Genomic DNA, 26573 nt, shown 5'->3' with positions numbered 1-26573 from the left:
CGCTTCGCCCTGACCATAGACCGGGGACATTTAAGAAGCGCTAATGCGTGACAAAAAAGGTCGGGTTTCGTCACGAAACGAACTGTTCGGCCATGACACGCTCGTCATAACCATTGCCGGCGTCGAACAGCAGGGTGGCCTTCAGGTCTTCGGCCTCGGCAATATCGACGCTGATCACATCGCGTACATCGAAGGTATCGGCGGCGGCGCTGATCGGGCGCTTGTCGGCCTCCAGCGCCTCGATACGCACCTGGGCCGTGTGGGGCAGGATGGCGCCGCGCCAGCGCCGGGGCCGGAAGGCGCTGATCGGTGTCAGCGCCAGAGCCTTGGCGGTCAGCGGGATGATCGGGCCGTGCGCCGACAGATTATAGGCGGTGGAACCGGCGGGTGTGGCCACCATCGCGCCGTCGCACATCAGTTCATCGAGCCGCACCTTGCCATCGATCAGGATGCGCAGCTTGGCCCCCTGATGCGACTGGCGTAACAGCGACACCTCATTGAAGGCCAGCGCCGTGCGCACCTCGCCCGAACGGGTCTGGGCGGTCATGCTGAGCGGGCTGATCAGCGTGCTTTCGCTCTTGAGAATGCGTTCGAGAAGCTGCTCCTCGGCATAGTCGTTGAGCAGGAAGCCGACGCTGCCGCGGTTCATGCCGAAGATCGGAATCTGATCCTTCAGATAGCGGTGGACGGTTTGCAGCAGGAAGCCATCGCCACCCAGAGCCACCACAACATCCGGGTTTGACGACGCGCCGTAAAGCGCCTTCAGCCGGTCGCAGGCGGCCTGAGCTTCGGGGCGGTCGGAGGCGGTGAAATCGAGGCGAAGAGACATGCGGGGTGCGGGGCAGGCTGAAGGGAATGTCCTGTCTAACGTGTTTTAACGGCTCTCGTCCAAGAAAATACGATCCGCCAGGCTGTCAATATGCGTTGGGGGCAGGCGGCAGGCCGGCGCGCAGTCGCCTGAGCGCCTCTTCGGGCGAAAGGTCAAATACCGACAGGAGCAGTGGTTTTTGCGCCTCTTTCACCAACGGCGCACCGCAATGGGCGGCCTGCCATCCGGCCAGCATCCGGCCGAAGGCGGCGCGGTCGAACGACAGGGCGCACACAGTCAGGGCCAGGGGCACGGCGGAAGGCCCTTGCAGGGCGCGCCACAGACGGTATGTATCGCAACCGAGACGCCGGGCGCTGTCGCGCGTGAAGCCTGCCGCATCGCCGCCGCGCAACCGGGCCATCAGGCGCAGATTATCCTGAGACAGATGGGCGTCCGTGGCCAGTTGCGCCCTGGCGTGGTGCAAACCCGGATGGCTGAAAACGGCGGCGCGCACCTCTTCGTTTCCGGCGGCGCGTGTGGCGATGAAGACCTGATCCTCAGCGTCGAAATCCAGTGTGCTATTGGCGATCAGAGCCAGCACAACCGTATCGCGCTGCGTCCGCAGCAGCGCCTTGATTACCCGCCAGTCGAGACCGGGCCGGGCGGCGATCAGGCGGTGATGGGCTTCGCCGGTGACCATGATCAGGGCCAGCAGGGCCTGCGGCGTCAGGGCGGGCAGATGGGCGCGCAACAGCGGCGCAGCCAGATCCAGCGGCATCTGGCACAGGCGCACCACCAGATCCTGTACCGCCACGGGCAGGCCGTGCGTTGTGGCCTCGTCGGCTCCGGCCTGATCAGGCTGTTGCACAGCCGCTTCCGCCGCCAGCGGCTTGGCCGTCAGCGGTTCGGAACCGTCGGTGCGGGGCAGGGCGGAGGTGATCAATAAAAAACAGGGCCTGTTGTGTAGAATCGCTTGAGATCAGAGTCTGAGCATACAGGGTGAAGACTTGTTTAATAAGCGTTCACCACGATTTTCGACATAAGTGCGAAAAAAAGCGCCGCATGTTAATCTTGTCTCAATCGACGGTTTTTAAGGTTGGCTCAGTTCAGAGTAGCCTTTCACAAGGACGACCATGTCCGATTTCGATCCTGAAAGCCAGATTGCGTCCAGGCCAGCCCCGCGATTACCTGCTGGTGACCGCGAACGTCTGATGCTTGAACACGAAGATGCCGTCGAGATCGTCGAGCGTCTGCGTGAAACCCATGCCGCCAGCGATGGACATGCGTTTCTGCTCAAGCTTGATACGCTGATCGTTCGTCTCGGTGCCCGCTGGGAGATGAAGCGCGAGCTGGTTTTCGAGCATCTGAAAACGGCTTTTGAGCGTCAGTATGCCGAACCGAACTGGTGCATTCCCATCCATCAGGACGCCTGGCTGGCCATGCTGCCGGAAACGGGTTCGCGCAAGGGGGCCCTGTTCGTGACCGAGCTGTGGCGCGATCTGTGCGGTTTTTTCGTCGGCGACATGTCCGCGCTGGAGGTGCCGCTTTACAGTGTGCTCGTCGAGGATGTCGATTGTTTTACGATCAACAGGATCGATCTCAAGACTTTTTTCGACGCTGAGGAAAGCGACAATGCGCCGATCAAGGCGCGCACCGGCGGCTTTCAGCCTGACGAAGGCCAGACGGGCGCTCAAACGCGCCCGGTGATCGTGGCGGCCACGGTCACCCATGCCGGACGCAATCTGAAGGTGGCCAGTTCGATCGAGCCCCTGTTCGAGATGAAGAAGATGGCCATGATCGGTCATCGCCTCGAATCTATGGTGATGGAAAATCTCGATAATGGCCTGCTTGATCGCAAGGCATTGGCCAATCTCGACTGGGGTTTACGCGAACTGGTTGACATTACCAATATTCATCAGGGCCTGAAACTGCTGCGGATGCGTACGCCAGAACAGCGTAAGATGCTGATGGTCGTACCTGCGGCCTTTTCAACCTTTGCATCGGGGCGCGCCCGCCAGATGATCACCCAGGAAGTGGCGCGCGCGGCGACGGAGATGAGGCTGAAGGTTCTGTTTGAAATCCGAGGGCTGGATGGTGTGCCGCCACACCGGATTTTGGAAATCGTCTCGATGATCAAACCGTTTTGCATGACGGTGGTGGGATCGGTCAATGCCGACCGCAAGGCGATCAGTGTGCTTAATAAGTGCGGGCTTTCCGGTGTATGCATCGAATATGACGGTGCCAGGCGCGACGAAGAGGCCTTACGTGAGTACCTGACCATGCTCAGCCAGACCGCCAAGGCATCCGCCGGGGCCTGCATGATTCAGGGGTTTGAAAATTATCGCCAGATGGCCGTGGCGCGGCTGGCGGGTGTGACCCATGCCAGCATCAAGACAGCGGCCCTGATGTCGCCGCGCGTCCCATCAGCAGAGCCGGTGCATGAAGACGAAGGCACGGCTCATACAGCCTGAAATCGGAGTCCCCTGAAAATCGTAGCGGCTGCTGACAGATTTAGGAGGCGACTTGAGGCAAGAAAGTTTATAGGTGTGTCCTGTCAGGCGAAGCCTGATGCGAAGCATGTGTGAAATGTGCATGTTCGCTTAGGGATTGAGTCTAGGGTTTTGTGCCGGGCTGCGCTGCAATGGGCTCAGCATCATCATGAAAAAGCGATCAGGATAAAACGACGCATGTATTCGGGGAAGAAGATGGGGATCAGGCCGCAATGGCTGGCGGCGGGTCTGTTGGTTGTCATGACGACGACGGGGCTGTCGGGCTGCGCAAAGCCCAAGGCTGACAATGCCAGTGCCGCCTCCCGTGCGGCGGTTGTCAATTACGCCGTGGTGCAGCAGGTGGCCGCGCCCGAACATATTACCGGCACCGGCACGGTCAGCGCCTGGCAGGAAGTGCCGGTCGGCGCTGAAACCGGCGGCCTGACCGCCGTGGCCCTGCTGGCCGACGAAGGCCAGAGCGTCAAACAGGGTCAGCCCCTGCTGAAGATGGACGATGTGCTGCTCCAGGCCCAGCTCAAGCAGGCCAGCGCCAATTACGATCAGGCGAATAAAGCCTATCAGCGCGCCAATACGCTTTTCAAACAGGGCTATCTGTCCGCCGCCGGCCTCGATCAGGCGCAGGCTTCCATGCTGACCACCCAGGCCGCGCTCGAAACCGCCCAGACGCAATTATCGCTGGCCACGGTGCGCGCGCCGGTGGCGGGCATCGTCACCTCGCGCAAGGCCGTGCTCGGCCAGATCGTCCAGGCGGGGGCCGAACTGTTCCGCATCGTGCGTGACGGGCGTGTCGAACTCAATATGGAGGTGGTCGAGGGCGATCTGCACGACATCCAGCCGGGCATGAGCGCCGTGGTGACCAGCGAATCGACCGGCCCCGTCAATGGCACGGTGCGCATCGTCACGCCGCAGGTCGATCCCGATACGCGGCTCGGCTATGCGCGCATCAGCGTGCCGTGGTCTTCGGGCCTGCGTCCTGGCATGTTTGCGCAAGGTTCGATCGACGCGGGCATTCAGAATGTGCTGACCGTGCCGCAATCGGCCATTGTCTATGCGCAGAACCAGCCCGCCGTCTATTATGTCGGCAGCGACAACAAGGCGCATCTGCGCAAGGTGACGCTCGGCGATCATCTCGGCAAGGATGTGGTGATCAAGACGGGCGTCAGCGCCGGTGATCGCGTGGTTACCACGGGCGCGGGCTTCCTGAATGACGGCGACATGGTCAGGCTGGCCGGTGCGGCTCAGGTGTCTTCGGGCACTGAAGCGACCGGAGGTTAAGCCATGTCGAGCGCTTCCGGTTCCCAGACGCCGCGTCCCGGTTCGGGCGGCTTTCAGATTTCGTCGTGGTCGATCCGCAATCCGATCCCGACCGTGGTTTTCTTCCTGGTGATGACCATTGCCGGCATCATGGGTTTCCAGTCCCTGCGCGTCAATAACTGGCCCGACATTGATTTTCCGATTGTCGTGGTCACGGTGGTGCGTTCGGGCGCTGCGCCTGAAGAACTGCAAAACCAGGTGACACGCATCATCGAGGATTCGGTGTCGGGGCTCGGCGGGGTGCGCCATATCCAGTCTTTCGTCAATGAGGGTGTCTCCACCACTATGGTGACCTTCCAGCTTGATGTTGATCTGGAAAAGGCTACCAATGATGTGCGTAATGCGGTGGCCAGCGTGCGCTCCAACCTGCCGGGCGATGTGCAGGATCCGATTGTGTCGCGCGTCGATAATGCGCAGGGCCAACCGCTGCTGACCTATGTGATCCGCGCCGATAATATGTCGCCGGAAGATCTGAGCTGGTACGTCGATAATGATGTCGCCAAGAAGGCTCTGGCGGTCAAGGGCGTGTCATCCCTGACGCGCAATGGCGGCGTTGACCGCGAAATCCGCGTCGAACTCGATCCGGCCAAGCTGGCGGCGCTGGGCGCGACGGCCAGCGATATTTCCAGTCAGTTGCGCAATTTCAACGTCAATATGCCGGGCGGTCGCTTCAATGCCGGCACGTCGGAGCAAACCATCCGCACGCTGGGCGGTGCCGACAGCATCGCTCAGTTATCCGATATGCGCATTACTCTGGCCAGCGGTCAGACCGTGCGGCTCGGCGATCTCGGCACGGTGACCGACACCTGGTCGGAGCCGCGCACTCGCGCCCGTTATAATGGCAATGAGGTGGTCGGTTTCTCGATCGAACGCACGCGCGGCACCTCGGAAAAGGGCGTGGCCGAAGGGGTGCGCGCCGCCATCGCCAAACTGCGCGCCGAAAATCCGCACGTCCAGATCGAGGAGGTGGCGTCGTCGGTCAATGAGGTCAATCGCAGCTTCGATTCGTCGATGGAGGCGCTGGTGATAGGCGCGCTGCTGGCCGTGGCCGTGGTGTTCCTGTTCCTGCGTGACTGGCGCGCCACCCTGGTTTCGGCCGTGGCCATGCCGATGTCGCTTCTGCCCACCTTCTATGTGATGAGCGTGCTCAACCAGTCGTTCAATATCGTGACCCTGCTGGCCCTGTCCCTGACCATCGGTATTCTGGTCGATGACGCCATCGTCGAAATCGAAAACATCGTGCGTCACATGCGCGAGGGCAAGAAACCCTATCCGGCGGCGATTGAGGCCGCCGACGAAATCGGCCTGGCCGTGGTGGCGACCACCGCCACCCTGATCGCCGTGTTTGCCCCCACCGGCTTTATGCCGGGCATTGTCGGTCAGTTCTTCAAGAGTTTCGCCATTGCCTCCTGCGTCAGCGTCTTCTTCTCGCTGGTGGTGGCGCGCACGCTGACGCCGCTGATGGGCGCCTATCTGCTGCGCAACGATGTCAAGCACGACCACGACAAGCCGTTCTGGATGGACGGCTATCAGAAGCTGCTGCACTGGTGCCTGTCGGGCCATGTCAAATGGCGCTCGGCCCTGCTGTTTCATGGCATTGTTATCGGGCTGGTCTTCGGCATTCTCGCCGCCGCCCGCAGCGCGCTGGTGCCGGGCATCATTGCGGTTGTCGCGGTGGTGGTGTTCGGTCTTTTGGCCTTGCTGGCGCGCCAGACCTATATGAAAACGCGCTGGGCGACGCTCGAACTGGGTCTGTTGTTAGGCCTGCTGTTCGGTATGGGCGGTTTCTTCATGATGAACGGGCCGGTGATGACGGCGGCCAAGGCGGCGGCCCCGCACGGCAAGGCAGCGGTCAAGGCGGCTGTGGCGGCGGCGTCCCACGCGCCCAATCCGATGGCCGTACCCGGTCTGGTCATGGCCGTGATCGCCGTGATCCTGATCGCCGGTGCCATCTTCCTGTGTACGCGGTTCAAAACCTCCTATCTCAATGCGCGCTGGGCCGTGGTCATTATGGGCACCTGCTTCTTTATCGGCTCGATTGCCCTGGTCGTCACCCTGCCGCAGGACAATATTCCGGCGTCTGATAATTCCATGTCGGTGATGAGCATTTCCCTGCCGCCCGGCTCCACGCTGGATGAAACCGACGCCGTGGTCATGAAGATCGGCAAACAATTGCGCGCCATGCCCGAAGTGGTATCCACCTATGCTTCGGAAAACATGGAATCGGCGACCATGACCATCAATCTGGTGCCAAAGGACAAGCGCAAGGATTCTCAGGCGCAATTTGAGCAAGCCTTCTCGAAAAAGCTGCGCGATTATCCTGGCGTGCGCGCCTCCTTCGGTTCCGATCAGGGCGGCGGTGGCACGGGCGTGGCCTATATCGTGGCCTCGGATAACGCGCCGCTTCTGGCCTCGACCGGGGCCGAACTGCAACGTGAAATGATGGGACTGTCGCAACTGACCAATGTGCGTTCGGCCGATAATCTGACGCGGCCGGAAATCGAAATCACGCCGAAACCCGATCAGGCGGCCCTGATGGGCGTTTCCACCGCCACCATTTCCTCGGCGGCGCGCGTGGCCACGATGGGCGACATCGATCAGGTACTGGCCAAATATAATGATGGCGACCGGCAGATTCCGATCCGCGTCCTGCTGAAAGCCAATGCGCTCGATAATGTCAACAATCTCGCCAATCTGATGGTGCCGACCAAATACGGCACCTCGGTGCCGCTGACGGCGGTGGCCGACATCTCCTATGGCGCGGGCCCGATCCAGATCAACCGTATCGACCGGACGCGCGTCACCACCATTTCGGCCGACCTCAATGGCGTGCCGCAGGGGCCTGCCGATAATGCCGTCAAGAACCTGCCGATCATGCAAAAGATCGCGGCGGGCCAGATTCCGGGCGTCCACACGATCATCAACCCCAATACCGAAGACTTTGTTGAGATGGTGCCCAATTTCATCATCGCCATCGCCACCGGTATTGGCCTGATGTACATTGTGCTGGTGCTGCTGTTCGGGTCTTTCTCGCACCCCTTCACCATCATGATGGCCCTGCCTCTGTGCTATGGCGGTGCCTTTATCGGCCTGATCGCCTGTCACCTGAGCCTGAGTATGCCGGCCTATATCGGCCTGATCATGCTGACCGGTATTGCCGCCAAGAATTCGATCCTGCTGGTCGAATACGCTATGGTGTCGATGAAGCTGGGTGTGACGCGCACCGAAGCCCTGATGGATGCGGCGCGCAAACGGGCCCGTCCGATCGTCATGACCACAGTGGCGATGGGGGCGGGCATGATCCCGGTGGCGGTCGGCAATGACAGCTTCCGTCAGCCGATGGCCGTGGCTGTGATCGGCGGTCTGATCACCTCGACGCTTTTGTCGCTTTTGTTCATCCCCGTCATGTACACCATCGTCGATCAGGTTTCGAACTTCTTCGGCAAGCGGATTTCCCCGGCCTTCCATGCCCAGGGCAAGGAAGAACCGACGGAGTAAAAGCCGCTGCAAAACCATAACAAAAGCCCTCCGGTGTTGGCCGGAGGGCTTTTGTTATGTGCGCTGTGCGTCATTCTGCTTCAGCCTAATCCTCGTCACGAATCCGCGGCACGGGCGTGATCTTGATGGCCATGATCTGATTGCGCTGCTTGCGCATGATCTGGAACTTGCGATCATAAAAGATGAAGGTCTGGCCCGGTTCAGGGATGGTGCGCGCCTCGTGGATGACAAGGCCCGCCACGGTGACGGCGTCCTCGTCGGGCAGGTTCCAATCCAGACAGCGGTTGAGATCGCGGATGGCGAGGTCGCCATCGACATGGATCGAACCATCGGACTGACGACGGATGGCGGTCATGACCGCATCGTGCTCATCATCGATTTCGCCGACGATTTCTTCCAGAATATCCTCCAGCGTCACCAGTCCCTGAAGCGCGCCATATTCATCGACCACCAGGGCGAAGTGGGTCTTTTTCTTGAGGAAGGCGGCGAGCTGATCCTTCAGATTGCTGGTATCGGGGATGAACCACGGCTGGCGGGCAATCGCCATCACATCGACCTTTTCCACCTGGCCGTGGGCGCGGGTCACCGCCGCCATCAGGTCGCGGGCGTGCAGGATGCCGATGATGTTTTCGGTATTATCCTTATAAAGGGGGATGCGCGTATGGCTGAAATTGAGGGCCGCCTCGATGATGTCCGAGGTCGGCAATCCGGCGTCAATCATGTCGATCGACTTGCGGTGCACCATGATCTGGCTGACATCGAGATCGGCCAGATCGAGCACGCCGCGGAACATATTGCGGTCGTCGCTTTTGACCGCGCCTTCCTCATGGTGATATTCGACCGCGCCGCGAATCTCCTCATGCGCCGCCAGCACATCGACCTCCATCGACAATTGCACGCCGAACAGGCGCAAGGTGCCGCGCACGAACCACTGCACAGCGTTGATGATCGGCCCCAGCAGCACCACGGCCCACAGGACGGGGCGCGACATGAAGCGCGCCACGTCGTCGGGCCGCATAATGGCCAGGGTTTTCGGCAGAACCTCGGCGAAGACCAGCACCAGCACGGTCATGATGGCGGTGGAGATGGCGGTGCCCCACGCGCCGGGAATGGCGCGCTCGATCGAGACGGTAGCGATGGCCGAGGCGCCGATATTGAGCACATTTTGCAAAAGCAGGATCGCGCCGATCATCCGCTCCTGATTGGACAGCAGGCGATTGACGCGCTTGGCGGCGCGGTTGCCTTCGCGCTCCAACTGGTGCATCCGCCCGCGTGAGGCGGCGGTCAGCGAGGTTTCGCCAGCGCTGAACAGGGCTGAAATCGCCAGGATGACGAACAGCATCGGGACGAGGGCGAGCAGGGTGCCGATCAGCATGGCTGGTTCTCGCTTTCCGAAACTCGTTTCGGCAAGGGCGACTGCCCGCCCGACTTCAAAAGTAAGGGCAACTGAATGAGGATCAGCATGACTGATCTTCATTCAGTTGCGCGCCGTCCATGATCAGAAAGTCGCAGATGGCGGCGCGCGCGACCTTTTTCGCCACGAAGGCGCGGCCGATCCCGCGCACCAGCACAAAGGTCAGGTCGCCGCCCTCGGCTTTTTTATCATGGCCCATATGGTCAAGCAGGCGCGCGGCATTGAAAGGCGTATTGCGGCCATCCTGCCAGAGGATGTCGCTCATTTTGGTTGGCAGGCCAGCGTGGGCGATGGCACGCACGGCGCGTTCTTCCTCCGTCTCGGTGCATTCACCGGTCAGCGCGCTGTAGCGGAAGGCCTGACACATGCCGATGGCCACGGCCTCGCCGTGCAGGAGCTGGTCACCAAAACCCACCTCGGCTTCGAGGGCATGGCCGAAGGTGTGGCCGAGATTGAGCAGGGCGCGCACACCGCCTTCGCGCTCATCCTGAGCCACGATCTCGGCCTTCATCTCAACGCTGCGTCCGATGGCGTGGAGCAGGGCGTCGGGTTCGAGCGCCAGCACCTTGTCGTCATTGGCCTCCAGCCACGTAAAGAAGTCGCGGTCGCCGAGCAGGCCATATTTGATGATCTCGGCATAACCGCAGCGGATTTCGCGCACCGGCAGGGTTTTCAGCACGTCGAGATCGCACAGGACAAGCCGTGGCTGCCAGAAGCTGCCGATCAGATTCTTGCCGCGCTCGTGGTCGATGGCCGTTTTGCCGCCCACCGACGAATCGACCTGGGCCAGTACCGAGGTCGGCATCTGGATGAAATCTATGCCGCGCATATAGATGGCGCAGGCAAAGCCGGTCAGGTCGCCGATTACGCCGCCGCCCAGCGCGATCACCACATCCTTGCGGTCAAGGCCGCAATCGATCATGGCGTCGATGACGTATTTCAGCCCGTCGAACGATTTCGAGGTTTCACCGGCGGGTACGGTGATCAGGTGCGTCTTGTGGCCCGCCGCCTCGAACTGCTTGAGGATACCTTGCGCGTGCAGCGGCCCGACGTTGCTGTCGGTGACCATGACCACGCGCTTATTGGTGAGGAAGGGCCCGACCCAGGTTTCGGCCTCGCTCAGCAGGCCCTGACCGACGATCACGTCATAGGGTTTGAAGCCTTCGCCGGAAACGGGGATGCGGCGGTAATCGGTGGTCATGGGGCAGGTTTCCGGTGGTCTTGGGTCTGGATATGGGCACGCAAGGCTTCGATCACGAGTTCGAGGGCGCGGGTATGGGACTGATCGCCGGTTTCGACGATGATGTCGGCCTGTTCATACAGCGGATAGCGCGCCCTGACGTGCTCTTTCAGCACATCCATCGGGTCGCGGTCACGCAGAAGCGGGCGGTGCGGGCGATTGGCGATGCGGCGCGCCAGCACCTTCAGATCGGTTTTCAGCCACAGGGTAATGGCCTTGTCCTTCAGCTTGTCGCGCGTCTTGGCGTGGGTCATGGCACCGCCGCCGGTGGCGAGGATCTGCACCGGATCGTCGAGCAGGCGGGCGATGACGCGCTGTTCGCCTTCGCGGAAATAGGCTTCGCCATGTTGGGCGAAGATTTCAGGAATCGTCTGACCGGCGGCCTTTTCGATTTCTTCGTCGGCATCGACGAAGGGCAGGCCGAACTGCTCGGACAGGCGGCGTCCGATCGTGGTCTTGCCCACGCCCATCAGCCCCACCAGAGCGACGGTTTTCGGCAGGGTGAAGCCAGGACGATGAAGGGCGGGTTCGGATGCGGTGGTCATGCGGGCCTGTACTGGCCGCAAAGGGCGCGGAGCGAAGAAATGGGTTTCATGGCGTAACTTTACACGATGTTAGGGGCACTTTGCCAGTATATGCTTTGAGGACATCATGAAATTCGATCCCATACAGCCTTTTCTGAACATGCTGGCCGTCGAGCGCAATGCCGCGCGCCTGACGCTGGAGGCCTATGGCCGCGACCTGAGTGATCTGGCCGACACGCTGAAGGTGACTGAGGCGGGTCTGCTGGGCTTAAGCGAAGCCGATCTGGCGCGCTATTTCGCCACGCTCGAAGAACGCGGTCTGGCGGCCTCTTCCCTGTTGCGCAAACGCTCGGCCATCCGTCAGTTTTATCGGTTTTGCATGAGCGAAAACCTGATCACCGCCGATCCCAGCCGCAAGATCGCCGCCGCCCGCAAAGGCCGCAGCCTGCCCAAGGTCTTGTCACGCGCTGAGGTCGATGCCCTGATCCGGGCCACCGAAGCCAAAGACCCGCAGCAGGGGCTGCGCTTGGAATGCCTGATCGAAATGGCCTATGCGTCGGGGATGCGGATTTCGGAACTGGTCGGCCTGCGGCTTGATGCGGTGGCGCGTGATCCGGCCTATCTGATCATCAAGGGCAAGGGCGGGGTGGAACGGCTGGTGCCGCTTAATCCTTCGGCGCGTCTGGCTATTCGCGCCTATATAGATATACGCCCACATTTTTTGCCCAAAGGCGACAAGGCCAATCCGTATCTGTTCGCCTCACGCGGCAAGGAGGGCCATCTGACCCGCCGCCGGGTGGGGCAGTTGCTCGATGAGGCGGCGTTGAACGCCGGTATGGATCCGGCCCGCGTCAGCCCGCATGTGCTGCGACATGCCTTCGCCACCCATCTGCTCGAAGGCGGGGCCGATCTGCGCACCGTCCAGACCCTGCTGGGCCATGCCGATATTTCCACCACCCAGATATATACCCATGTCGCCTCTGAGCGCCTGCGCGACGTGGTGGAAAGCCATCATCCGCTGGCGAAAGGACGCATTGAATAAGACATCAAATGATGCTATATTTGATGCGTGAAGATTTTTTAAGGCGTGGAACTGGCAATGCGCACGACACTGGCTTTGGATGATGCTCTTCTGAACGAAGCGACAATCCTGACGGGTGTATCGGAAAAGACGGTGCTTGTCCGGGAAGCCCTGACGGCCCTGATTGAGCGTGAAAGCGCCCGTCGGCTGGCGCGGCTGGGCGGCAGCGAGCCTGATGTCTTTGCTGCGCCACGCCGCCGACCGGCGGACGCCAGCCTGTGATCCTGGCTGATACATCCGTCTGGGTCGAATATTTACGTCAGGGTGAGCCCCGGCTGGCGCATTGGCTGGAGCGGTCGCAGGTTTTATGCCACCCGTTTGTCGTCGGCGAACTGGCGCTGGGCGGCCTGAAGCCGGACAGTCCGGTTCTGCATCTCCTGAAAAACCTGCCTCAGGCTATCTGTGCCGCTGATGATGAAGTGCTGGGCTTTATAGCGCGTCATGATCTGTCGGGGCGGGGCATCGGCTGGGTGGACGCGCATCTTCTGGCCGCCGCCGCTCTTACGCCTGACGCCCGATTATGGACTTTTGACCGCCGCCTTCACACCGCCGCTGTGCATGTTGGCGTTGCCGCAGGCATCTGAAAAATACGCTTTCATGCGCGGGGGCTTGCTGTTAAAGCCCAACTCCCTTACATCTCCCCCCTTTGCAAAGGCTGTTCGGAACCGATCCATGCGACACTATCTGGAATTTGAGCGTCCCATCGCGGACCTGGAAGCCAAGATCGAAGAGCTGTCGGCCCTGTCTGAGTCGGGTGGCGGCAATCTCGACAAGGAACTGGTGGGCTTACGCAAGCGCGCCGAATCGCTGCGCCGCGACACCTATTCCCAGCTTGAACCCTGGCAAAAGACCCTGGTGGCGCGCCACCCTGAGCGCCCGCATCTGGTGGATTATATTGGCGGTCTGATCGAGGATTTCGTTGAGCTGCGCGGGGATCGCAAATTCGGCGACGATCAGGCCATTGTCGGCGGACTGGGTCGTTTCCGCGGTCAGCCGGTGGTGGTGATGGGCCATGAAAAGGGCCATGACACGCCGACCCGCCTCAAGCACAATTTCGCTATGGCCCGCCCCGAAGGCTATCGCAAGGCGGTGCGCCTGATGGAAATGGCCGAACAGTTCGGCCTGCCTGTGCTCACCCTGGTCGATACGATGGGCGCCTATCCGGGCGTCGGGGCCGAGGAACGCGGCCAGGCTGAAGCGATTGCCCGCTCCACCGAAAAAGGCCTGACCCTGCGCACGCCGATGATCGCCACGGTGACGGGCGAGGGTGGTTCGGGCGGAGCCATCGCTCTGGCCGCCGCCAATCGCGTCCTGATCCTCGAACATTCGATCTACAGCGTGATCTCGCCCGAAGGCGCGGCCTCGATCCTGTGGAAGGACGGGGCGCGCTCACGCGAAGCCGCCGACCGCATGAAGATCACCGCGCCCGACCTGCTCAAGCTCGGTATCGTTGACCGTATCGTTGAGGAACCGGCGGGCGGGGCCCATGCCGATCCTGAAACGATGATCCGCACGCTCGGCAATGTGCTGGAAGAAGAACTGCGCGCCTTGAGCTTCCTGACACCCGACCAGCTTGTGGCCCAGCGCGCCGAGCGTTTTTACCAGATTGGCCGCCAAGGGGGTTAGGCGGAGCTGGCGGCTAGAGCGGTTTGCATTCTGATTGAATCGGTCAAAGAAATGCAACCCGCTCTCCATTTTACATTTTTCCGCATCTCGCATTCAATTTGTAAGTCAAATTAAACGCTCGTTGCTCTAGAGCAATGAGCGTTTCCCCAAAAAGTGGATCCACTTTTTGGATAAGGAAGAGCGATACAACAAAAACTTAGAGCGCCGATCTGAGTCTATCAGATCGAAAAGTGCTCTAACCTAAGACGGATCGACATTGCTGAAGACAGCGCCCCTCCGTCTCGACGCGCTTCGCTTGCTCGACACCTCCCCACGCTTCGCGCAGGGAGGAGGGATGTGCCGCCTGCCTTCTCCCTGTTGCGCGGTCGTGGAGTTTGGCAAAGTAAAACTATAGCTTTTGCAAAACCATGAGCATCGAGGCGTAACCTAAGCCTTTTTATGCACCGCGACCTGATGCGGGAACGGAATTTCGATGCCGTGCCTGTCGAGTTCGGCCTTGATGTCGATGATCAGGGCCGTGCGCGCCGCCATCAGGTTGGACGGCATGACCCAGATCAGCACCAGGGCGGTGATGCCGCTGTCGGCAAAGGTGGTAAAGCCGACCACAGGTTCGCGGTGGCTGATCCGGTCGGGCTGGCGCGCCGCCACCTCTTTCAGCAGCGAAAGCGCCAGCGGCAGGTCGGTATCATAGCCTACATCGACTTCGACACTGACCTTCAGCGAGCCATTATTGGTGATGTTGATAATGTCGCCGGAAAAGACCTTGGTATTGGGAATGAAAACCCGCACGCTGTCGAGATCGTCGATCTCGGTCGAGAAGATGCCCAGGCGATGCACCACGCCCTGCACATCGCCGATGCGCACCATATCGCCGATGCGATAGGGCTTGTTGAACAGGATCATCAGGCCCGAAGCCACATTGCTCAATGTGCTTTGCAGGGCCAGACCGATGGCCAGCGAGGCGGCGCCCAGTATGGTGATCAGCGAAGCCGTTTCGACGCCGAGCTTTTTCAGGCAGGCCACGAGGCCGACGATCAGCACCAGCCAGCGCACGACCTGCGAGAAAAACTCCAGCAGGGTGCGGTCGCCATCCTTTTGCACCAACCGCCGCGCCGTACGCTTGACGGCGTCGGACAACATGCCCGAAATAATGAACGTGACCAGCAGGATCACCGCCGCCCAGCCGAGATTGGCGAAGAAATCGGGCTTGGCCGCCAGATGCTGGCCATAGTGCTGGATGAGGCCGCCGAGCCTAGTGAAGAAGGTCTTCAATGAGCTGAAATCGAAACCGTTCATGCTGTCTCCTGAAAGCCGGCCCCTTTAAACCCTATCCGGCGGCCGATTTGAACCCCTTTTCAGGCGTCGCGCGGTTTGCGGCGGGCCCTGAAGAAGCTTTTGAGCAGGCCGGCGCTGGTTTCGGCCAGCACGCCCGCCGTGACCTCAGGCTTCCAGTGGCAGGTGGCTTGCGCGAAAAACTTCGCCCCATGCGCCACCGCGCCGCCTTTCGGATCATCAGCCCCATAGATCAGGCGCTGGATGCGGGCATGGCTGATCGCGCCTGCACACATGGCGCAGGGTTCCAGCGTCACATACAGCCACAGATCGTTCAGGCGGTAATTGCCGGTGAGGCGGCCCGCTTCGCGCAGGGCCAGAATTTCGGCATGGGCGCACGGATCATGGAGACTGATCGGCGAATTTCTCTGCGCGGTCATGATGGTTTTACTTGACGGATCGAAGATTAGAGCGCCAATCGGCACCTCATCGGCCAGGGCCGCTTCATGCGCCTTGGCCAGCGCTGCCTGCATCAGGGTTTCGTCGTCTTTGTCCATAGCGATGTGAAAGACGGTTTCCCGGCGGCGGCGTCAAGTAAAAAGACCCATGCCCTGAATGAGGGCTCTATTATAGCCATGCCCCTTATGAGGGGCCCTACCATAGAAAGTCATGGACGTGACCGAAGACAGTAACGCTGGAGAGCGTGACGAAGCCGAAACCCCGCCGATGCCGACGCAGGCAGAGCTGAAAGCGCAAAAAGACGCGCAGGATATGGCCGACGGCCATCTCTATATCCCGCAGGAACTGCGCGATGCGCGCGAAGCGGCGGGCAAGCCGGAGCGCAAGAAACCCCCTAAAAAAGCCGAGGTCAAGGCCACGGGCGAACGCATCGCCAAGGTGCTGGCGCGCGCCGGTCTGGCTTCGCGCCGCGAAGTGGAACGCCTGATCGGCCTCGGCAAGATCGCCGTCAATGGCCGCATCCTCGAAACCCCCGCTGTGCTGGTCAAGCCGACTGATGTCATCACGGTCGAGGGCCAGGTGATCGGCAAGGCCGAGCCGACGCGCCTGTGGCGCTATCATAAGCCGGTCGGTCTGGTCACCACCCACCGCGATCCCGAAGGCCGCTCCACTGTGTTCGACAAGCTGCCCGAAGGCTTGCCGCGCGTCATTTCGGTGGGCCGCCTTGATCTCAATTCCGAAGGGCTTTTGCTGCTGACCAATGATGGCGAACTGGCGCGTTCGCTGGAAAAACCGTCATCAGGCTGGGTGCGCCGCTATCGCGCCCGGGCGCTGGGCCACACCACCCAGTCGAAGCTGGATCGCCTGCGCGACGGCACTACGGTGGAGGGCGTCATCTATGGCCCGATGGAGGCCACGCTCGACAAGATGTCGGAAAAGGCCGATGGCCGCGCCAATGTCTGGCTGACCGTGGCGATCACCGAAGGCAAGAACCGCGAAGTCCGCAAGGTGCTGGAATCGATCGGGCTGAAGGTTAACCGCCTGATCCGTCTGGCCTATGGGCCGTTCCTGCTGGGCAATCTCGAACCCGGTGAGGCCGAGGAGGTGGGGCCGCGCGTCATCCGCGAACTGCTGGGCGATGTGGTCGAATTGCGTCACCTGCCGCCGGAAGGCGCTTCGCAGACCCGTTCGGAAGGCAGGCCCGCGCGGGCTGGTGGTGATGCTCCGGCTGGCCGTCGTGGCGGCGGGGATCGTTTTGGTGCCGGTCGCGGTGACAAACCCGCTTTCGGCCCCGCTTTCGGCGAGGGCAAACCGGCTGCCAAGGTGTGGAAGCCGCGCTCGGAAATGATGGACAAGCGCGAATTCAAGGAAAGAGATTTCGATCAGCGCCCGCGCTTTGAAGGCGATGGCGAGGCGCGCGACCGCAAGCCTTCCCGCGACTATGGTGACCGTCCGGTGATCAAGAAGCGTGAATATGGTGACAGGCCGCAAAGTGACAGGCCGCAAGGTGATCGCCCGGCGAAAGCCTGGATGCCGAAACCGGAACGCGGTGCCCGGCCTGAGCGTCCGGCGCGCAGCGGTAGCCGTGATGGGGGCCGTGATTTCAAGCCGCGTCAGGATCTCGGCGAGGCCGGGGCCTATGCGCGCGCCAAGGCGGAATTTGGTCCGCAGGGCCGTGCGCCGCGCAACGCCGGTGCGCCGGAAGGCGAGCGTCCGAAAAAGACATGGACACCGCGCGCCGAAGGTGGCGAACGTGGCCCGCGCCGCGATTTTGGCGATAAGAAGCCTTATGGTGATAAGCCGCGTGGCGACAGGCCTCAAGGCGACAGGCCGCAAGGGGAGCGTCCCGCTTTCAAAAAGCCGTGGGCCCCGCGCGAAGAGGGGGCTGGCGGCGAGCGTAAAACCTATGGCGACCGGCCCAAGCGCGATTTCGGCGACAAGAAGCCCTATGGCGCGCGTGAAGGCGGCGAGCGCAAGAGCTATGGCGATAAGCCGCGCAGCGACAGGCCCCAAGGCGACAGACCTCAAGGCGAGCGCCCCGCTTTCAAAAAGCCGTGGGTCCCGCGTGAAGAGGGCGCTGGCGGCGAACGCAAAGCCTATGGCGACCGCCCGAAGCGCGATTTTGGCGATAAGAAACCCTATGCCGCGCGTGAAGGCGGCGAACGCAAAAGCTATGGCGATAAGCCGCGTTCGGATCGCCCGACGGGCGGCGGGTTCCAGCGCTCATCCGAAGGCCGTCCCGCCGGTGGCAAGCCGTCGTTTGGCGGCAAGCCTGCGGGTGCCAGGCCCTCTGGCCCGCGTAAACCGCGCGGGTAAGGCCGGATGCGCATCGTTGGCGGTGACTATAAGGGGCGCAGCCTCGTGACGCCGGAGGGCCGCCAGACGCGGCCCACCTCGGATCGGGCGCGTGAGGCCGTGTTCAATGTGCTGGCCCATGCCGACTGGGCGCCGCCGATCGCCGGGGCGCGCGTGATGGACGCCTTTGCCGGTTCGGGCGCGCTGGGGCTGGAGGCCATGTCGCGCGGCGCGGCCTTCTGCCTGTTCGTTGAAACCGACGAGGCGGCGCGCGGTGCGATCCGTGACAATATCGAAACCTTCGGTCTTTTTGGCACAAGCCGCATCCATCGCCGCGACGCCACCCAGTTGGGGGCGCGTCCCGGTGCGATTGCGGAAGTTTTCGATCTGGTGTTTCTCGATCCGCCCTATCGCAAAGGCCTTGGCGAAAAGGCTTTGGCCGGTTTGATCGATGGTAAATGGTTGTCGGATGAGGCCGTGATCGTCTTTGAACGCGCCGCTGACGAGGATAATTTTGTCACTGATGTGTGGGATATTCTCAACACTAAAACCTACGGCGCGGCGCAGGTTTTATTCCTTAAACAAAAAATTATTAATTTTTAAATCTCTGATTTCAAAGCATTTTTATCGTTTCTTTATCGTCAAAGTGGCAAATTTGGCGCATATCCAAAAATAATCTATTGACGCTTTCCCGCTCTTATCCACACTATGTCCTTAACAAGGCGTAAATTTCAGACAAGGCCGCGTACAGGGCATAAAACTTGCTGAAAGCTTTGTCATTCAGAGAGCCTTTTTGCTTGGGAAAGCTTGGGGGCTCTGGATTGTCCTTCAGGGGCAGACTTAAAATCAGGGGTGAGATAATGGATTTCCAGACAACCGAAGCCATGAAGACCCGCGCGCCCAAGCGCCGTTCCGAAGCGCTGAAGCTGCTGCTGATGGCAGGGCTCAGTGTTCAGGCCTGGGGCATTCTGATGGGGCTCAGCCTCATGGTTCTGAACTTTACGCAGCACTGAAAATTATTGGCCTGTAACCTTGCGGTTGCGGGTTTTTTTGCGCGCAAAACCGCGGGCGGCGTTCAACGCCGTCTGAATAGACGCTCCCACAGGGCGGCATTCAACGCCGTCCGAATAGCCTTTCTATGTCCTTGAGCTTCAGTTCGACATAGGTGGGGCGGCCGTGATTGCACTGGCCGGAATGGGGCGTGGCCTCCATCTGGCGCAGCAGGGCGTTCATTTCTTCGCCATTGAGGCGGCGGCCCGAACGGACGCTGTGGCGGCAGGCATGGTCGCCGCAGATTTCGGCCATGCGCTCTTTCAGGGCCAGCAATTCGCCGTGTTCGCTCAGGTCGTCGGCCAGATCGCGCACCAGTCCGGCAATATCGCAATCGCCAAGCAGGGCAGGCACTTCGCGCACCAAAAGGCTGGTGGGGCCGAAGGCTTCGAGGCTTAAGCCCATCATGGCCAGATCCTCGGCGCGCGCCATCAGGCGGCTGACCTCGTCGCGTTCGAGATCGACGATTTCGGGGATGAGCAGGGCCTGACTCTGGACGTGCCCCGCCGCCATGCCCGCCTTCATCTCCTCGTACACAAGCCGCTCATGGGCGGCGTGCTGATCGACAATGACCAGCCCGTCCGCCGTCTGCGCCAAAATATAGGTTTCGTGCAACTGCGCCCGCGCTGCGCCGAGGGGGTAGGTCGCCGTACTGGCTATTTCCGCGACCTCCGGTTCGGCCTCGGCCACGCCGTAAAGCGGTTCGGCATCGGCAGGAGCGGGCTCGACGCGCGCCACCGGCATAAAGGGCGACGGTTCAGGTGCCACATACGGCCGTACCGCTGCGATCTGAGCGGGATTGGGGCGATGGAGGTGGAGCAGGGGCTGCACCGCGCCTTGCGGGCGGAAGCTCGACAGGGTGGATTGCGCCACGGTGGTCGAGGCGCGATGACCCGCCGAGGCCAAAGCGTGTTTCAGCGCGCCGATGATCAGGCCGCGCACCAGATTGGGATCGCGGAAACGCACCTCCGACTTGGCCGGATGAACATTGACATCGAGATCCTGCGGGTCGATTTCCACAAACAGGGCGGCCAGCGGATGGCGGTCACGCGCCAGAAAATCGGCATAGGCCGCGCGCAAGGATCCTGCCAGCAGCTTGTCGCGCACCGGGCGGTTATTGACGAACAGATACTGGTGCATGGCATTGCCGCGCGAAAAGGTCGGCAGGCCCGCATAGCCGGTGAGGCGCACGCCTTCGCGCTGCTGGTCGATCAGCAGGGCATTGCCGGAAAATTCATCGCCGAGCAGGGCGGACAGGCGGCGCAAACGCCCCTCGACACCGGCGGGTTCGGCAAACAGTTTCAGCACCTTCCTGCCGTCCAGTTCGAGCGTGAAGCCAACATGCTCATGCGCCATCGCCTGACGGCGCACCTCTTCGCTGATCGCCATATTTTCCGAGCGGTCGGACTTCATGAATTTCAGCCGCGCCGGGGTGGCGTAGAACAGGTCGGACAAATCGATGCGTGTGCCGTGCTCCTGACCGAAGGCGGCGGGGCGCAGGGGCGAAACGCGCCCGGCATCGACTGCAATGTGCAGGGCCTCGCCGCCCAAGGTGCGCGACGTAATGCCGAGACGCGCCACCGATCCCATCGAGGGCAGGGCCTCACCGCGAAAACCGAGGGTCTGGATATGCAGCAGATCCCATGAGCCGTCGGCTTGTGGTTTCAGCTTTGAGGTGGCGTGGCGCTCGATGGCCAGTTGCAGATCGTCGGGCCCCATGCCGCAGCCATTATCCTCGATCAGGATGCGCGACAACCCGCCTTGCGAGGCCGAAATCTCGATGCGCGTGGCTCCGGCGTCGATGGCGTTTTCAACCAGTTCCTTGATGGCCGAAGCCGGACGCTCGACCACCTCGCCGGCGGCGATGCGGTTGATGGTGTCCTGCGGCAGGCGTTGGATCAGATTCATCGGGCCAGAATAGCCGGAGTCGGTGCAGGAGAGAAGGATTGACCACGGAAAACACGGAAACGAAGTTCAGGTTTCTCAATGCAGCCTGCAAAGCCACATTTGATAGCGGTAGCGTGCTGTTCGACATGAACATCTGTGTTCATCTGTGCCATCTGTGGATTCCCTTCCTACCGCCTGAGGGCGTTACGAAGGTTCGGTTTTTGATCCACAGATTGACACAGATTTTCCGGATGGCCTCACGCTACCGCTATCGGGAGTGGACGGCACTGGAGCGAGGATGGCGGCCTTCGGCCAAAAACCTATTCAGGCTTTTTGAACACCAGCGCCATCCGGTCGGTATGGCCGCGAATCAAGGGATCGAAAACCTTCAGCGTATGGTCATCGGCGGGATTGGCCAGGGCATCGGAATCGACGATCAGATCAAACCCCGCCGCCTTGAAATCATCGAGCACCACCTGCTTGTCGATACGGTGCAGGGTATTGGTCTGGGTGGTGCCCGCGCCGCGTGCTGCCGCGTGATCGACCAGAATCACCAGCCCGCTGGGCTTGAGCGTGGCATAGAGCGCCTTGTCCATCGCCCCACCATTGGCGCCGGGCATATTATAGGTGTCGTGATAGATGGTGCCGATGAAGATGGCGTCATAGGGGGTGGCCGGAACCGGCACCTTGTCGAAATCGACCTCAAGCAGGTGAATATTGGGCCGGGCCTGCGCCATCGTCGCACGGGCCTCCGGCGTCTTGTCCCACTGGGCGGGATTTTGCGAATCGACCGAGCCACCGCATACCGCTGCCGACAGCAGCATCGAGGCATAGCCGCCGCCCGCGCCGAGATCGAGCACATGATCGCCGGGATGGATATAGCTGAACAGGAAGCGGTTTTCACTGGCGCGCGTGGCGTCGGCTGCTTTCTGACCGGCGGGCCGGTCAGGGCGGGCCAGCGCCGCCGCCAGTCGCGTATCGAGCGAGGCCCCGGCGGCGCAAGGGTTAGTCTGGGCCAGGGCGGGAGCGGCCATAAGGCTGCCGGACAGGAACAGCGACAGGGCCAGTGCGGAAAAGGCTTTCATCATGGTCGTCTCCCAAAGAAAAAGGCGCTCACAAGGAACGCCTTTTTGCAAACTATGTAAATGCCAACCTGCCTTTAAAGACCCGGCAGTTTGAACTTGGGGTCGCGCCTCTGTTCGATAATGATCGGCTGTGTGCCGACCAGCGCCTTGAGACGCGCCTGTTCGGCGGCGGCATCGACCGGGGTGGAGGCATCGCCCATCGTGGTATTGTTGTCGGCGACCGATGTGTCCTTGGGCTTGTGCCAGAACATCACCTTGTCAGCGAAGGACGGCTCCTTATAGGCCAGGTCGCCGAATTCGTCATCGACCACATAGCGGGCCAGCGGATCGGCCTTGTCGCCGCCCGCCTTGGCCACCAGCAGCTTTTCGCCTTCGGAGCGGTTGACCGCATCGCGCTCACCCAGCAGCGCCTGACGCGCCTGGCTTTCCGGCTGCAATTCCTGCGGGCGCGGCTCACCGGGATTGGGCGGACGCAGGGCGTAATCGGGCGGCACGACCAGCGGCGCCTTGGTGACGACCAGGAATTCATCCGGCACCACCTTGTTCAGGCCGAGCGCATTCTTGGTGGATGAGCAGCCCGTCAGGCCGATCAGGCCTGCCCCCGCCAGCATCACCATGCCCGTCGCGACGTTCACCAATTTCATTATCTGCTCCAAAAAACCCGCCGGATGCGCCCATCTTTTGTGCTGGGGCCGCCGGTTGGGGGAAGTGATACTTGTTTTATAGCCGCCTGCCAAGCCGCCATGCGTGATGTGGTGCCTAACCGGCTTCCTGTTCGGACGCCTTGGGCTTGTCAGTCCGGATAAAGTACCAGACCAGCAGGGCCACACCGATGGAAATGCCGCTGTCGGCGATATTGAAGACCCACGGAAACACATGCGTTCCTGAAAAGTCGAGAAAATCGACGACGAAGCCAAACCGCAACCGATCCAGTCCGTTGCCGAGCGCGCCACCGATGATCAGGCCGAGGCACACCACCAGCCAGGGCCGGGTCTGCTTGCGGACATAATCGATCAGGACGAGCGCCACGATGAACTGGAACAGCACCAGAAGCCAGCGGCCGAGCCCGTCAGAACTCAACATGCCGAAGCTGATACCGATATTATGCACCAGAGTGAAGGAAAAGAAGGGCAAAATCTTGACCTGATCACCGATCTCGTGAAGTCCGAGGCCATTCAGCACCCAGGCTTTGGAAATCTGGTCGAGCAGCAGCACCACGGCGGCCAGACCAAGGCCAAGCGCGCCCATCTTGGTGAACAGGGGCGGCGCGAAAAACGACCGCAGCGCATTGTTGAGCCTAGAGGACATGGCGCAGATCCCATTCCGCCACGGCCCCGGCATCGCGCACACTCAGATCGGGATAGCGCGGATCGGTGCCGACTTCGGGGAGGATGCGCCACGAACGCTGGCATTTTTTACCCTCGGCGCGCGCGAAGACAACGGCCACATCGGGCGTGCCTTCCAGATGGAAGGCGTCATCAGGGCCTTGTCCGGCGATCAGACTCGCCTGTGACGTGCGGAACACTTCGGCGGCGTCAATATCCCTGAAAGCCGCCAGCAGCTTGTCATCGGCGATATAGACTTTCGGCGCGGCTTCGAGCGCCGAGCCGATCACCTTGTCGCGGCGTTTCTGTTCGAGTGCGGCGGTGACCACCGACAGCACGGTATCGATCCGGTTCCAGCGCTCAACCTCGGACGGATTGTGCCACTGATCAGGCGCATCTTCCAGCGTGCGAAACAGGTTGGCGCCAAAACCGGAAACGCCATCGGGATAACGCGAGGCATAGGCTTCTTCGCTGGTGAAGGTCATGACCGGGGCCAGCCACAGGGTCAGGCGCTCAAACAGGATATTGAGCACAGTGCGGCAGGCGCGGCGGCGCAGCTCGGACGGCTTGTCGCAATAGAGGCTGTCCTTGCGAATGTCGAAATAAAGCGCCGACAGCGTCTGCGAACAGAAATCGGCGACCGGGCGGATGACATCGGCGAAATCATAGCGCTCATAGGCGGCGCGCACATGGCCATCGAGGCGATGGACTTCGTGCAGGATATAGCGTTCCAGCGACGGCATGTCGGCGTAATCGACCGCCTCGGCATCCGTGTAACCCTTCAGCGCCCCCAGCAGATAGCGCACCGTATTGCGCAGCTTGCGATAGGCATCGACCGTGGTTTGCAGGATCTGCTTGCCGATGCGCAGGTCTTCCGAATAGTCGGACAGGGCCACCCACAGGCGCAGGATTTCGACGCCCGATTCCTTGGCAATGTCCTGAGGGGCGGTGGTATTGCCCTTCGATTTTGACATCTTCTCGCCGTTCTCATCGAGCACGAAACCGTGGGTCAGGACGGCCTTGTAAGGCGCGCGACCGCGCGTGCCGCAAGATTCCAGAAGCGACGACTGGAACCAGCCACGGTGCTGATCGGAGCCTTCGAGATAGAGATCGGCGGGCCAATGTGAGTCGGCGCGGTCTTCGATGGTGAAAGCGTGGGTGCAGCCCGAATCGAACCAGACATCGAGAATATCGGTGATCTTCTCAAAATCGTCGGGGTTATAGCCATTGCCGAGGAAATCGGCGTCCGGGCGGGTGAACCAGGCATCGGCCCCGCCTTCGCGGATATAGTCGATGATGCGCTTATTGACGTCTTCGTCCTTGAGCGGCTCGCCGGTCTTTTTATCGACATACATGGCCAGAGGCGTGCCCCAGTTGCGCTGGCGCGAGATCAGCCAGTCCGGGCGCGATTCGACCATCGAACGGATACGGTTCTTGCCCGCCGCCGGATAGAAGGTGGTGGCGTCGATGGCGGAAAGCGCGGTTTCCCTCAGGGTATTTTCAGTTGCGCTACCGCTTCGCTGCTTGAGGGCGGTTTCACCATCCATGCGGATAAACCACTGGGGCGTGTTGCGGAAGATGACCGGGGCCTTCGAGCGCCACGAATGCGGATAGGAATGCTCCACCCGGCCGCGCGCCAGCAGATTACCGGCCTCGATCAGCTTATCCATGACCTCTTTATTCGCCGGGCCGAACTTACCGGCCTTCTTGCCTTCGGTTTCCAGCACTTTCAGGCCAGCAAACAACGGCACATGCGGGTAATAGGCACCATCGGCATCGACCGTATCGGGAATCGAATCGAGCGAGCGGCCCGATTTCAGCCAGACCAGATAATCGTCGGCGCCATGACCGGGCGCGGTATGGACAAAGCCCGTACCGGCATCATCGGTGACATGATCGCCCGCCAGCATCGGCACATCGAAGCCATAGCCTTCATCAAGCGCGGCGAGGGGATGGGAGAGTGTGAGGCCGCTTAAACTTTCGCCCGTCAGATCGCTGACCTTGTTCCATGCCGTCGCATTGGCGGCCTGCAACACGCCTTCGGCCAGCTTGTCGGCGAGGATCAGTTTGTCGCCTGCCTTAACCCAGGGCGCGAAACCCAAATCTTCTTCGGATTTTACACCGGTTACTTCATAGAGTGCATAAACGATGTTCGGGTTGAAACTGACGGCGCGGTTGGCAGGGATGGTCCACGGCGTCGTCGTCCAGATGACAACCGACCATCCTCCCCCGTTTACGGGGGAGGTGTCAGCGCTTGTCGCTGACGGAGGGGGGGATAGAGGTGCCGTTGCTCCCCCTACCACCACTTCGTGATCCCCCCTCCCCGTAAACGGGGAGGGATATTTGACTGGAAATTTCACCCAAACCGTCGGGCTGACATGGTCGTGATATTCGATCTCGGCATCGGCCAGCGCCGTGCGTTCCACCGGCGACCACATGACCGGCTTGGAGCCGCGATAAAGCTGACCCGACATCAGGAACTTATGAAACTCGCTGGTCACCTTCGCTTCGGTGGCGAAATCCATCGTGGCGTAGCGCTTGTCCCAGTCGCCCAGCACGCCGAGGCGCTTGAACTCGTCGCGCTGCACGTCGATCCAGCGGGCGGCATAGTCGCGGCACGCTTTGCGGAATTCGGCGGCGGGCACCTCGTCCTTCTTGCGGCCCCTGGCGCGGAACTCTTCCTCGATCTTCCATTCGATCGGCAGGCCGTGGCAATCCCAGCCCGGCACATAATCGACATCATGGCCGGTCAGAAATTTCGAGCGCACCACAAAATCCTTGAGGATCTTGTTGAGCGCATGGCCGATATGGATATTGCCATTGGCATAGGGCGGGCCATCGTGCAGCACGAACAGGGGCGCACCCGCCGCCTGACGCGCCTTGCGGACGTTATGATAGAGGTCGGCTTCGTCCCACTTTTTCAGCATCTCCGGCTCGGCCTTGGGCAGACCGGCGCGCATCGGAAAATCGGTTTCGGGCAGGAAGACGGTATCGCGGTAATCGCGGCCGGTGGTGGTTTCGGTTTTGGAATCGGACATGAGGAAATGCGTCTTATAAAAAGGTGTCGGCAATGGGGCGCAGGGGAGAGCATGAGGAATCATCCCGGCACGGAGGCGAAAACGCATCGCGTGCCGGGCGTCAAATTCGTAGGGTGCGCCCGGACATCAACATGGGCTTGGCTTTAT

Annotated in this window: 21 protein-coding genes and 1 pseudogene; 10 read left to right on the top strand and 12 right to left on the bottom strand. The window is 61.2% G+C overall.

Annotated elements, in window-relative coordinates; genetic code table 11:
• Positions 1 to 70: 70 nt before the first annotated feature.
• Complete coding sequence (locus QB905_RS06270; protein WP_282973732.1) at positions 71 to 829, bottom strand: NAD kinase; 759 nt, start codon at positions 827 to 829, stop codon at positions 71 to 73.
• Between the two features lie 85 nt (positions 830 to 914).
• Positions 915 to 1751 carry a DUF2336 domain-containing protein gene (locus tag QB905_RS06265; RefSeq protein ID WP_282973730.1) on the bottom strand — a complete coding sequence of 279 codons (837 nt, stop codon included), beginning with the start codon at positions 1749 to 1751 and terminating at the stop codon, positions 915 to 917.
• 190 nt (positions 1752 to 1941) lie between these two features.
• On the opposite strand from QB905_RS06265, the gene QB905_RS06260 reads away from it, so the two are divergent.
• From QB905_RS06260 to QB905_RS06250, 3 genes are all read left to right on the top strand, one after another.
• Positions 1942 to 3279 carry a hypothetical protein gene (locus tag QB905_RS06260; protein ID WP_282973729.1) on the top strand — a complete coding sequence of 446 codons (1338 nt, stop codon included), beginning with the start codon at positions 1942 to 1944 and terminating at the stop codon, positions 3277 to 3279.
• 216 nt (positions 3280 to 3495) lie between these two features.
• Positions 3496 to 4593, top strand: a complete 1098-nt coding sequence (locus QB905_RS06255) for an efflux RND transporter periplasmic adaptor subunit (RefSeq protein ID WP_282973727.1) — start codon at positions 3496 to 3498, stop codon at positions 4591 to 4593.
• A gap of 3 nt (positions 4594 to 4596) precedes the next feature.
• Positions 4597 to 8130, top strand: a complete 3534-nt coding sequence (locus QB905_RS06250; RefSeq protein ID WP_282973726.1) for an efflux RND transporter permease subunit — start codon at positions 4597 to 4599, stop codon at positions 8128 to 8130.
• Between the two features lie 85 nt (positions 8131 to 8215).
• On the opposite strand, the gene QB905_RS06245 is transcribed toward QB905_RS06250, so the two are convergent.
• The 3 genes from QB905_RS06245 to QB905_RS06235 form a co-directional block, all read right to left on the bottom strand.
• Positions 8216 to 9505 carry an HlyC/CorC family transporter gene (locus tag QB905_RS06245; RefSeq protein WP_282973724.1) on the bottom strand — a complete coding sequence of 430 codons (1290 nt, stop codon included), beginning with the start codon at positions 9503 to 9505 and terminating at the stop codon, positions 8216 to 8218.
• Positions 9506 to 9587: 82 nt separating this feature from the next.
• Positions 9588 to 10745 carry a 3-dehydroquinate synthase gene (aroB, locus tag QB905_RS06240; protein WP_282973722.1) on the bottom strand — a complete coding sequence of 386 codons (1158 nt, stop codon included), beginning with the start codon at positions 10743 to 10745 and terminating at the stop codon, positions 9588 to 9590.
• Positions 10742 to 11329: a shikimate kinase gene (locus QB905_RS06235; protein WP_282973720.1), complete on the bottom strand. Its 588-nt coding sequence runs from the start codon at positions 11327 to 11329 to the stop codon at positions 10742 to 10744. Before QB905_RS06235 ends, aroB begins: the two co-directional genes overlap by 4 nt.
• Before the next feature lie 106 nt (positions 11330 to 11435).
• Between QB905_RS06235 and QB905_RS06230 the strand changes: the two genes are divergently transcribed.
• The 4 genes from QB905_RS06230 (at position 11436) to QB905_RS06215 (ending at position 14015) form a co-directional block, all read left to right on the top strand.
• Entirely contained in the window at positions 11436 to 12350 is a 915-nt protein-coding gene (locus QB905_RS06230; RefSeq protein ID WP_282973718.1) for a site-specific tyrosine recombinase XerD, read from the top strand.
• Between the two features lie 45 nt (positions 12351 to 12395).
• Positions 12396 to 12611: a type II toxin-antitoxin system VapB family antitoxin gene (locus tag QB905_RS06225; RefSeq protein ID WP_282973717.1), complete on the top strand. Its 216-nt coding sequence runs from the start codon at positions 12396 to 12398 to the stop codon at positions 12609 to 12611.
• Positions 12608 to 12973, top strand: a complete 366-nt coding sequence (locus QB905_RS06220) for a type II toxin-antitoxin system VapC family toxin (protein WP_282973715.1) — start codon at positions 12608 to 12610, stop codon at positions 12971 to 12973. The genes QB905_RS06225 and QB905_RS06220 overlap by 4 nt, the downstream gene beginning before the upstream one ends.
• Positions 12974 to 13061: 88 nt before the next feature.
• The gene (locus tag QB905_RS06215) at positions 13062 to 14015 is read left to right on the top strand and encodes an acetyl-CoA carboxylase carboxyltransferase subunit alpha (RefSeq protein ID WP_282973714.1); all 954 of its coding nucleotides are present in this window, start codon (positions 13062 to 13064) and stop codon (positions 14013 to 14015) included.
• Positions 14016 to 14441: 426 nt separating this feature from the next.
• Here the strand turns inward: QB905_RS06215 and QB905_RS06210 are convergent, their stop codons facing one another.
• Entirely contained in the window at positions 14442 to 15311 is an 870-nt protein-coding gene (locus tag QB905_RS06210; protein ID WP_282973712.1) for a mechanosensitive ion channel family protein, read from the bottom strand.
• A 59-nt stretch (positions 15312 to 15370) separates the two neighbouring features.
• Positions 15371 to 15844 carry a nucleoside deaminase gene (locus QB905_RS06205; RefSeq protein ID WP_282973711.1) on the bottom strand — a complete coding sequence of 158 codons (474 nt, stop codon included), beginning with the start codon at positions 15842 to 15844 and terminating at the stop codon, positions 15371 to 15373.
• A 214-nt stretch (positions 15845 to 16058) separates the two neighbouring features.
• On the opposite strand from QB905_RS06205, the pseudogene QB905_RS15300 reads away from it, so the two are divergent.
• The 3 genes and pseudogenes from QB905_RS15300 to QB905_RS06190 form a co-directional block, all read left to right on the top strand.
• A pseudogene (locus QB905_RS15300) lies at positions 16059 to 16893 on the top strand (pseudouridine synthase); the annotation flags it as partial.
• 1175 nt (positions 16894 to 18068) lie between these two features.
• On the top strand, positions 18069 to 18644 hold the full coding sequence (gene rsmD, locus QB905_RS06195) for a 16S rRNA (guanine(966)-N(2))-methyltransferase RsmD (RefSeq protein WP_282973708.1): 576 nt from the start codon (positions 18069 to 18071) through the stop codon (positions 18642 to 18644).
• Between the two features lie 257 nt (positions 18645 to 18901).
• Entirely contained in the window at positions 18902 to 19054 is a 153-nt protein-coding gene (locus QB905_RS06190) for a hypothetical protein (RefSeq protein ID WP_282973707.1), read from the top strand.
• Positions 19055 to 19154: 100 nt separating this feature from the next.
• Here the strand turns inward: QB905_RS06190 and mutL are convergent, their stop codons facing one another.
• The 5 genes from mutL to ileS all read right to left on the bottom strand — a co-directional run bounded on the left by mutL (position 19155) and on the right by ileS (position 26426).
• Positions 19155 to 20999, bottom strand: coding sequence for a DNA mismatch repair endonuclease MutL (mutL, locus tag QB905_RS06185; protein ID WP_282973706.1), 1845 nt, complete (start codon positions 20997 to 20999; stop codon positions 19155 to 19157).
• A 299-nt stretch (positions 21000 to 21298) separates the two neighbouring features.
• Complete coding sequence (locus tag QB905_RS06180; RefSeq protein WP_282973704.1) at positions 21299 to 22066, bottom strand: methyltransferase; 768 nt, start codon at positions 22064 to 22066, stop codon at positions 21299 to 21301.
• A gap of 71 nt (positions 22067 to 22137) precedes the next feature.
• Positions 22138 to 22707: a DUF3035 domain-containing protein gene (locus tag QB905_RS06175; RefSeq protein ID WP_282973702.1), complete on the bottom strand. Its 570-nt coding sequence runs from the start codon at positions 22705 to 22707 to the stop codon at positions 22138 to 22140.
• Positions 22708 to 22822: 115 nt separating this feature from the next.
• Positions 22823 to 23371, bottom strand: coding sequence for a signal peptidase II (lspA, locus tag QB905_RS06170; protein ID WP_461781774.1), 549 nt, complete (start codon positions 23369 to 23371; stop codon positions 22823 to 22825).
• Positions 23361 to 26426 carry an isoleucine--tRNA ligase gene (gene ileS, locus QB905_RS06165; RefSeq protein WP_282973700.1) on the bottom strand — a complete coding sequence of 1022 codons (3066 nt, stop codon included), beginning with the start codon at positions 26424 to 26426 and terminating at the stop codon, positions 23361 to 23363. Before ileS ends, lspA begins: the two co-directional genes overlap by 11 nt.
• Between the last annotated feature and the right edge of the window lie 147 nt (positions 26427 to 26573).

The sequence above is a fragment of the Asticcacaulis sp. EMRT-3 genome (genome assembly GCF_030027245.1).
In the GTDB taxonomy this organism is placed as follows: domain Bacteria; phylum Pseudomonadota; class Alphaproteobacteria; order Caulobacterales; family Caulobacteraceae; genus Asticcacaulis.
This window is presented reverse-complemented; position numbering and strand designations above follow the sequence as displayed.

Bases quoted from the DNA above. Each gene is read 5' to 3' on its own strand.
- QB905_RS06270 (WP_282973732.1), bottom strand. From the start codon at position 829: ATGTCTCTTCGCCTCGATTTCACCGCCTCCGACCGCCCCGAAGCTCAG.
- QB905_RS06260 (WP_282973729.1), top strand. From the start codon at position 1,942: ATGTCCGATTTCGATCCTGAAAGCCAGATTGCGTCCAGGCCAGCCCCG.
- QB905_RS06255 (WP_282973727.1), top strand. From the start codon at position 3,496: ATGTATTCGGGGAAGAAGATGGGGATCAGGCCGCAATGGCTGGCGGCG.
- QB905_RS06250 (WP_282973726.1), top strand. From the start codon at position 4,597: ATGTCGAGCGCTTCCGGTTCCCAGACGCCGCGTCCCGGTTCGGGCGGC.
- QB905_RS06245 (WP_282973724.1), bottom strand. From the start codon at position 9,505: ATGCTGATCGGCACCCTGCTCGCCCTCGTCCCGATGCTGTTCGTCATC.
- aroB (WP_282973722.1), bottom strand. From the start codon at position 10,745: ATGACCACCGATTACCGCCGCATCCCCGTTTCCGGCGAAGGCTTCAAA.
- QB905_RS06235 (WP_282973720.1), bottom strand. From the start codon at position 11,329: ATGACCACCGCATCCGAACCCGCCCTTCATCGTCCTGGCTTCACCCTG.
- QB905_RS06230 (WP_282973718.1), top strand. From the start codon at position 11,436: ATGAAATTCGATCCCATACAGCCTTTTCTGAACATGCTGGCCGTCGAG.
- QB905_RS06215 (WP_282973714.1), top strand. From the start codon at position 13,062: ATGCGACACTATCTGGAATTTGAGCGTCCCATCGCGGACCTGGAAGCC.
- QB905_RS06210 (WP_282973712.1), bottom strand. From the start codon at position 15,311: ATGAACGGTTTCGATTTCAGCTCATTGAAGACCTTCTTCACTAGGCTC.
- QB905_RS06205 (WP_282973711.1), bottom strand. From the start codon at position 15,844: ATGGACAAAGACGACGAAACCCTGATGCAGGCAGCGCTGGCCAAGGCG.
- rsmD (WP_282973708.1), top strand. From the start codon at position 18,069: ATGCGCATCGTTGGCGGTGACTATAAGGGGCGCAGCCTCGTGACGCCG.
- QB905_RS06190 (WP_282973707.1), top strand. From the start codon at position 18,902: ATGGATTTCCAGACAACCGAAGCCATGAAGACCCGCGCGCCCAAGCGC.
- mutL (WP_282973706.1), bottom strand. From the start codon at position 20,999: ATGAATCTGATCCAACGCCTGCCGCAGGACACCATCAACCGCATCGCC.
- QB905_RS06180 (WP_282973704.1), bottom strand. From the start codon at position 22,066: ATGATGAAAGCCTTTTCCGCACTGGCCCTGTCGCTGTTCCTGTCCGGC.
- QB905_RS06175 (WP_282973702.1), bottom strand. From the start codon at position 22,707: ATGAAATTGGTGAACGTCGCGACGGGCATGGTGATGCTGGCGGGGGCA.
- lspA (WP_461781774.1), bottom strand. From the start codon at position 23,371: ATGTCCTCTAGGCTCAACAATGCGCTGCGGTCGTTTTTCGCGCCGCCC.
- ileS (WP_282973700.1), bottom strand. From the start codon at position 26,426: ATGTCCGATTCCAAAACCGAAACCACCACCGGCCGCGATTACCGCGAT.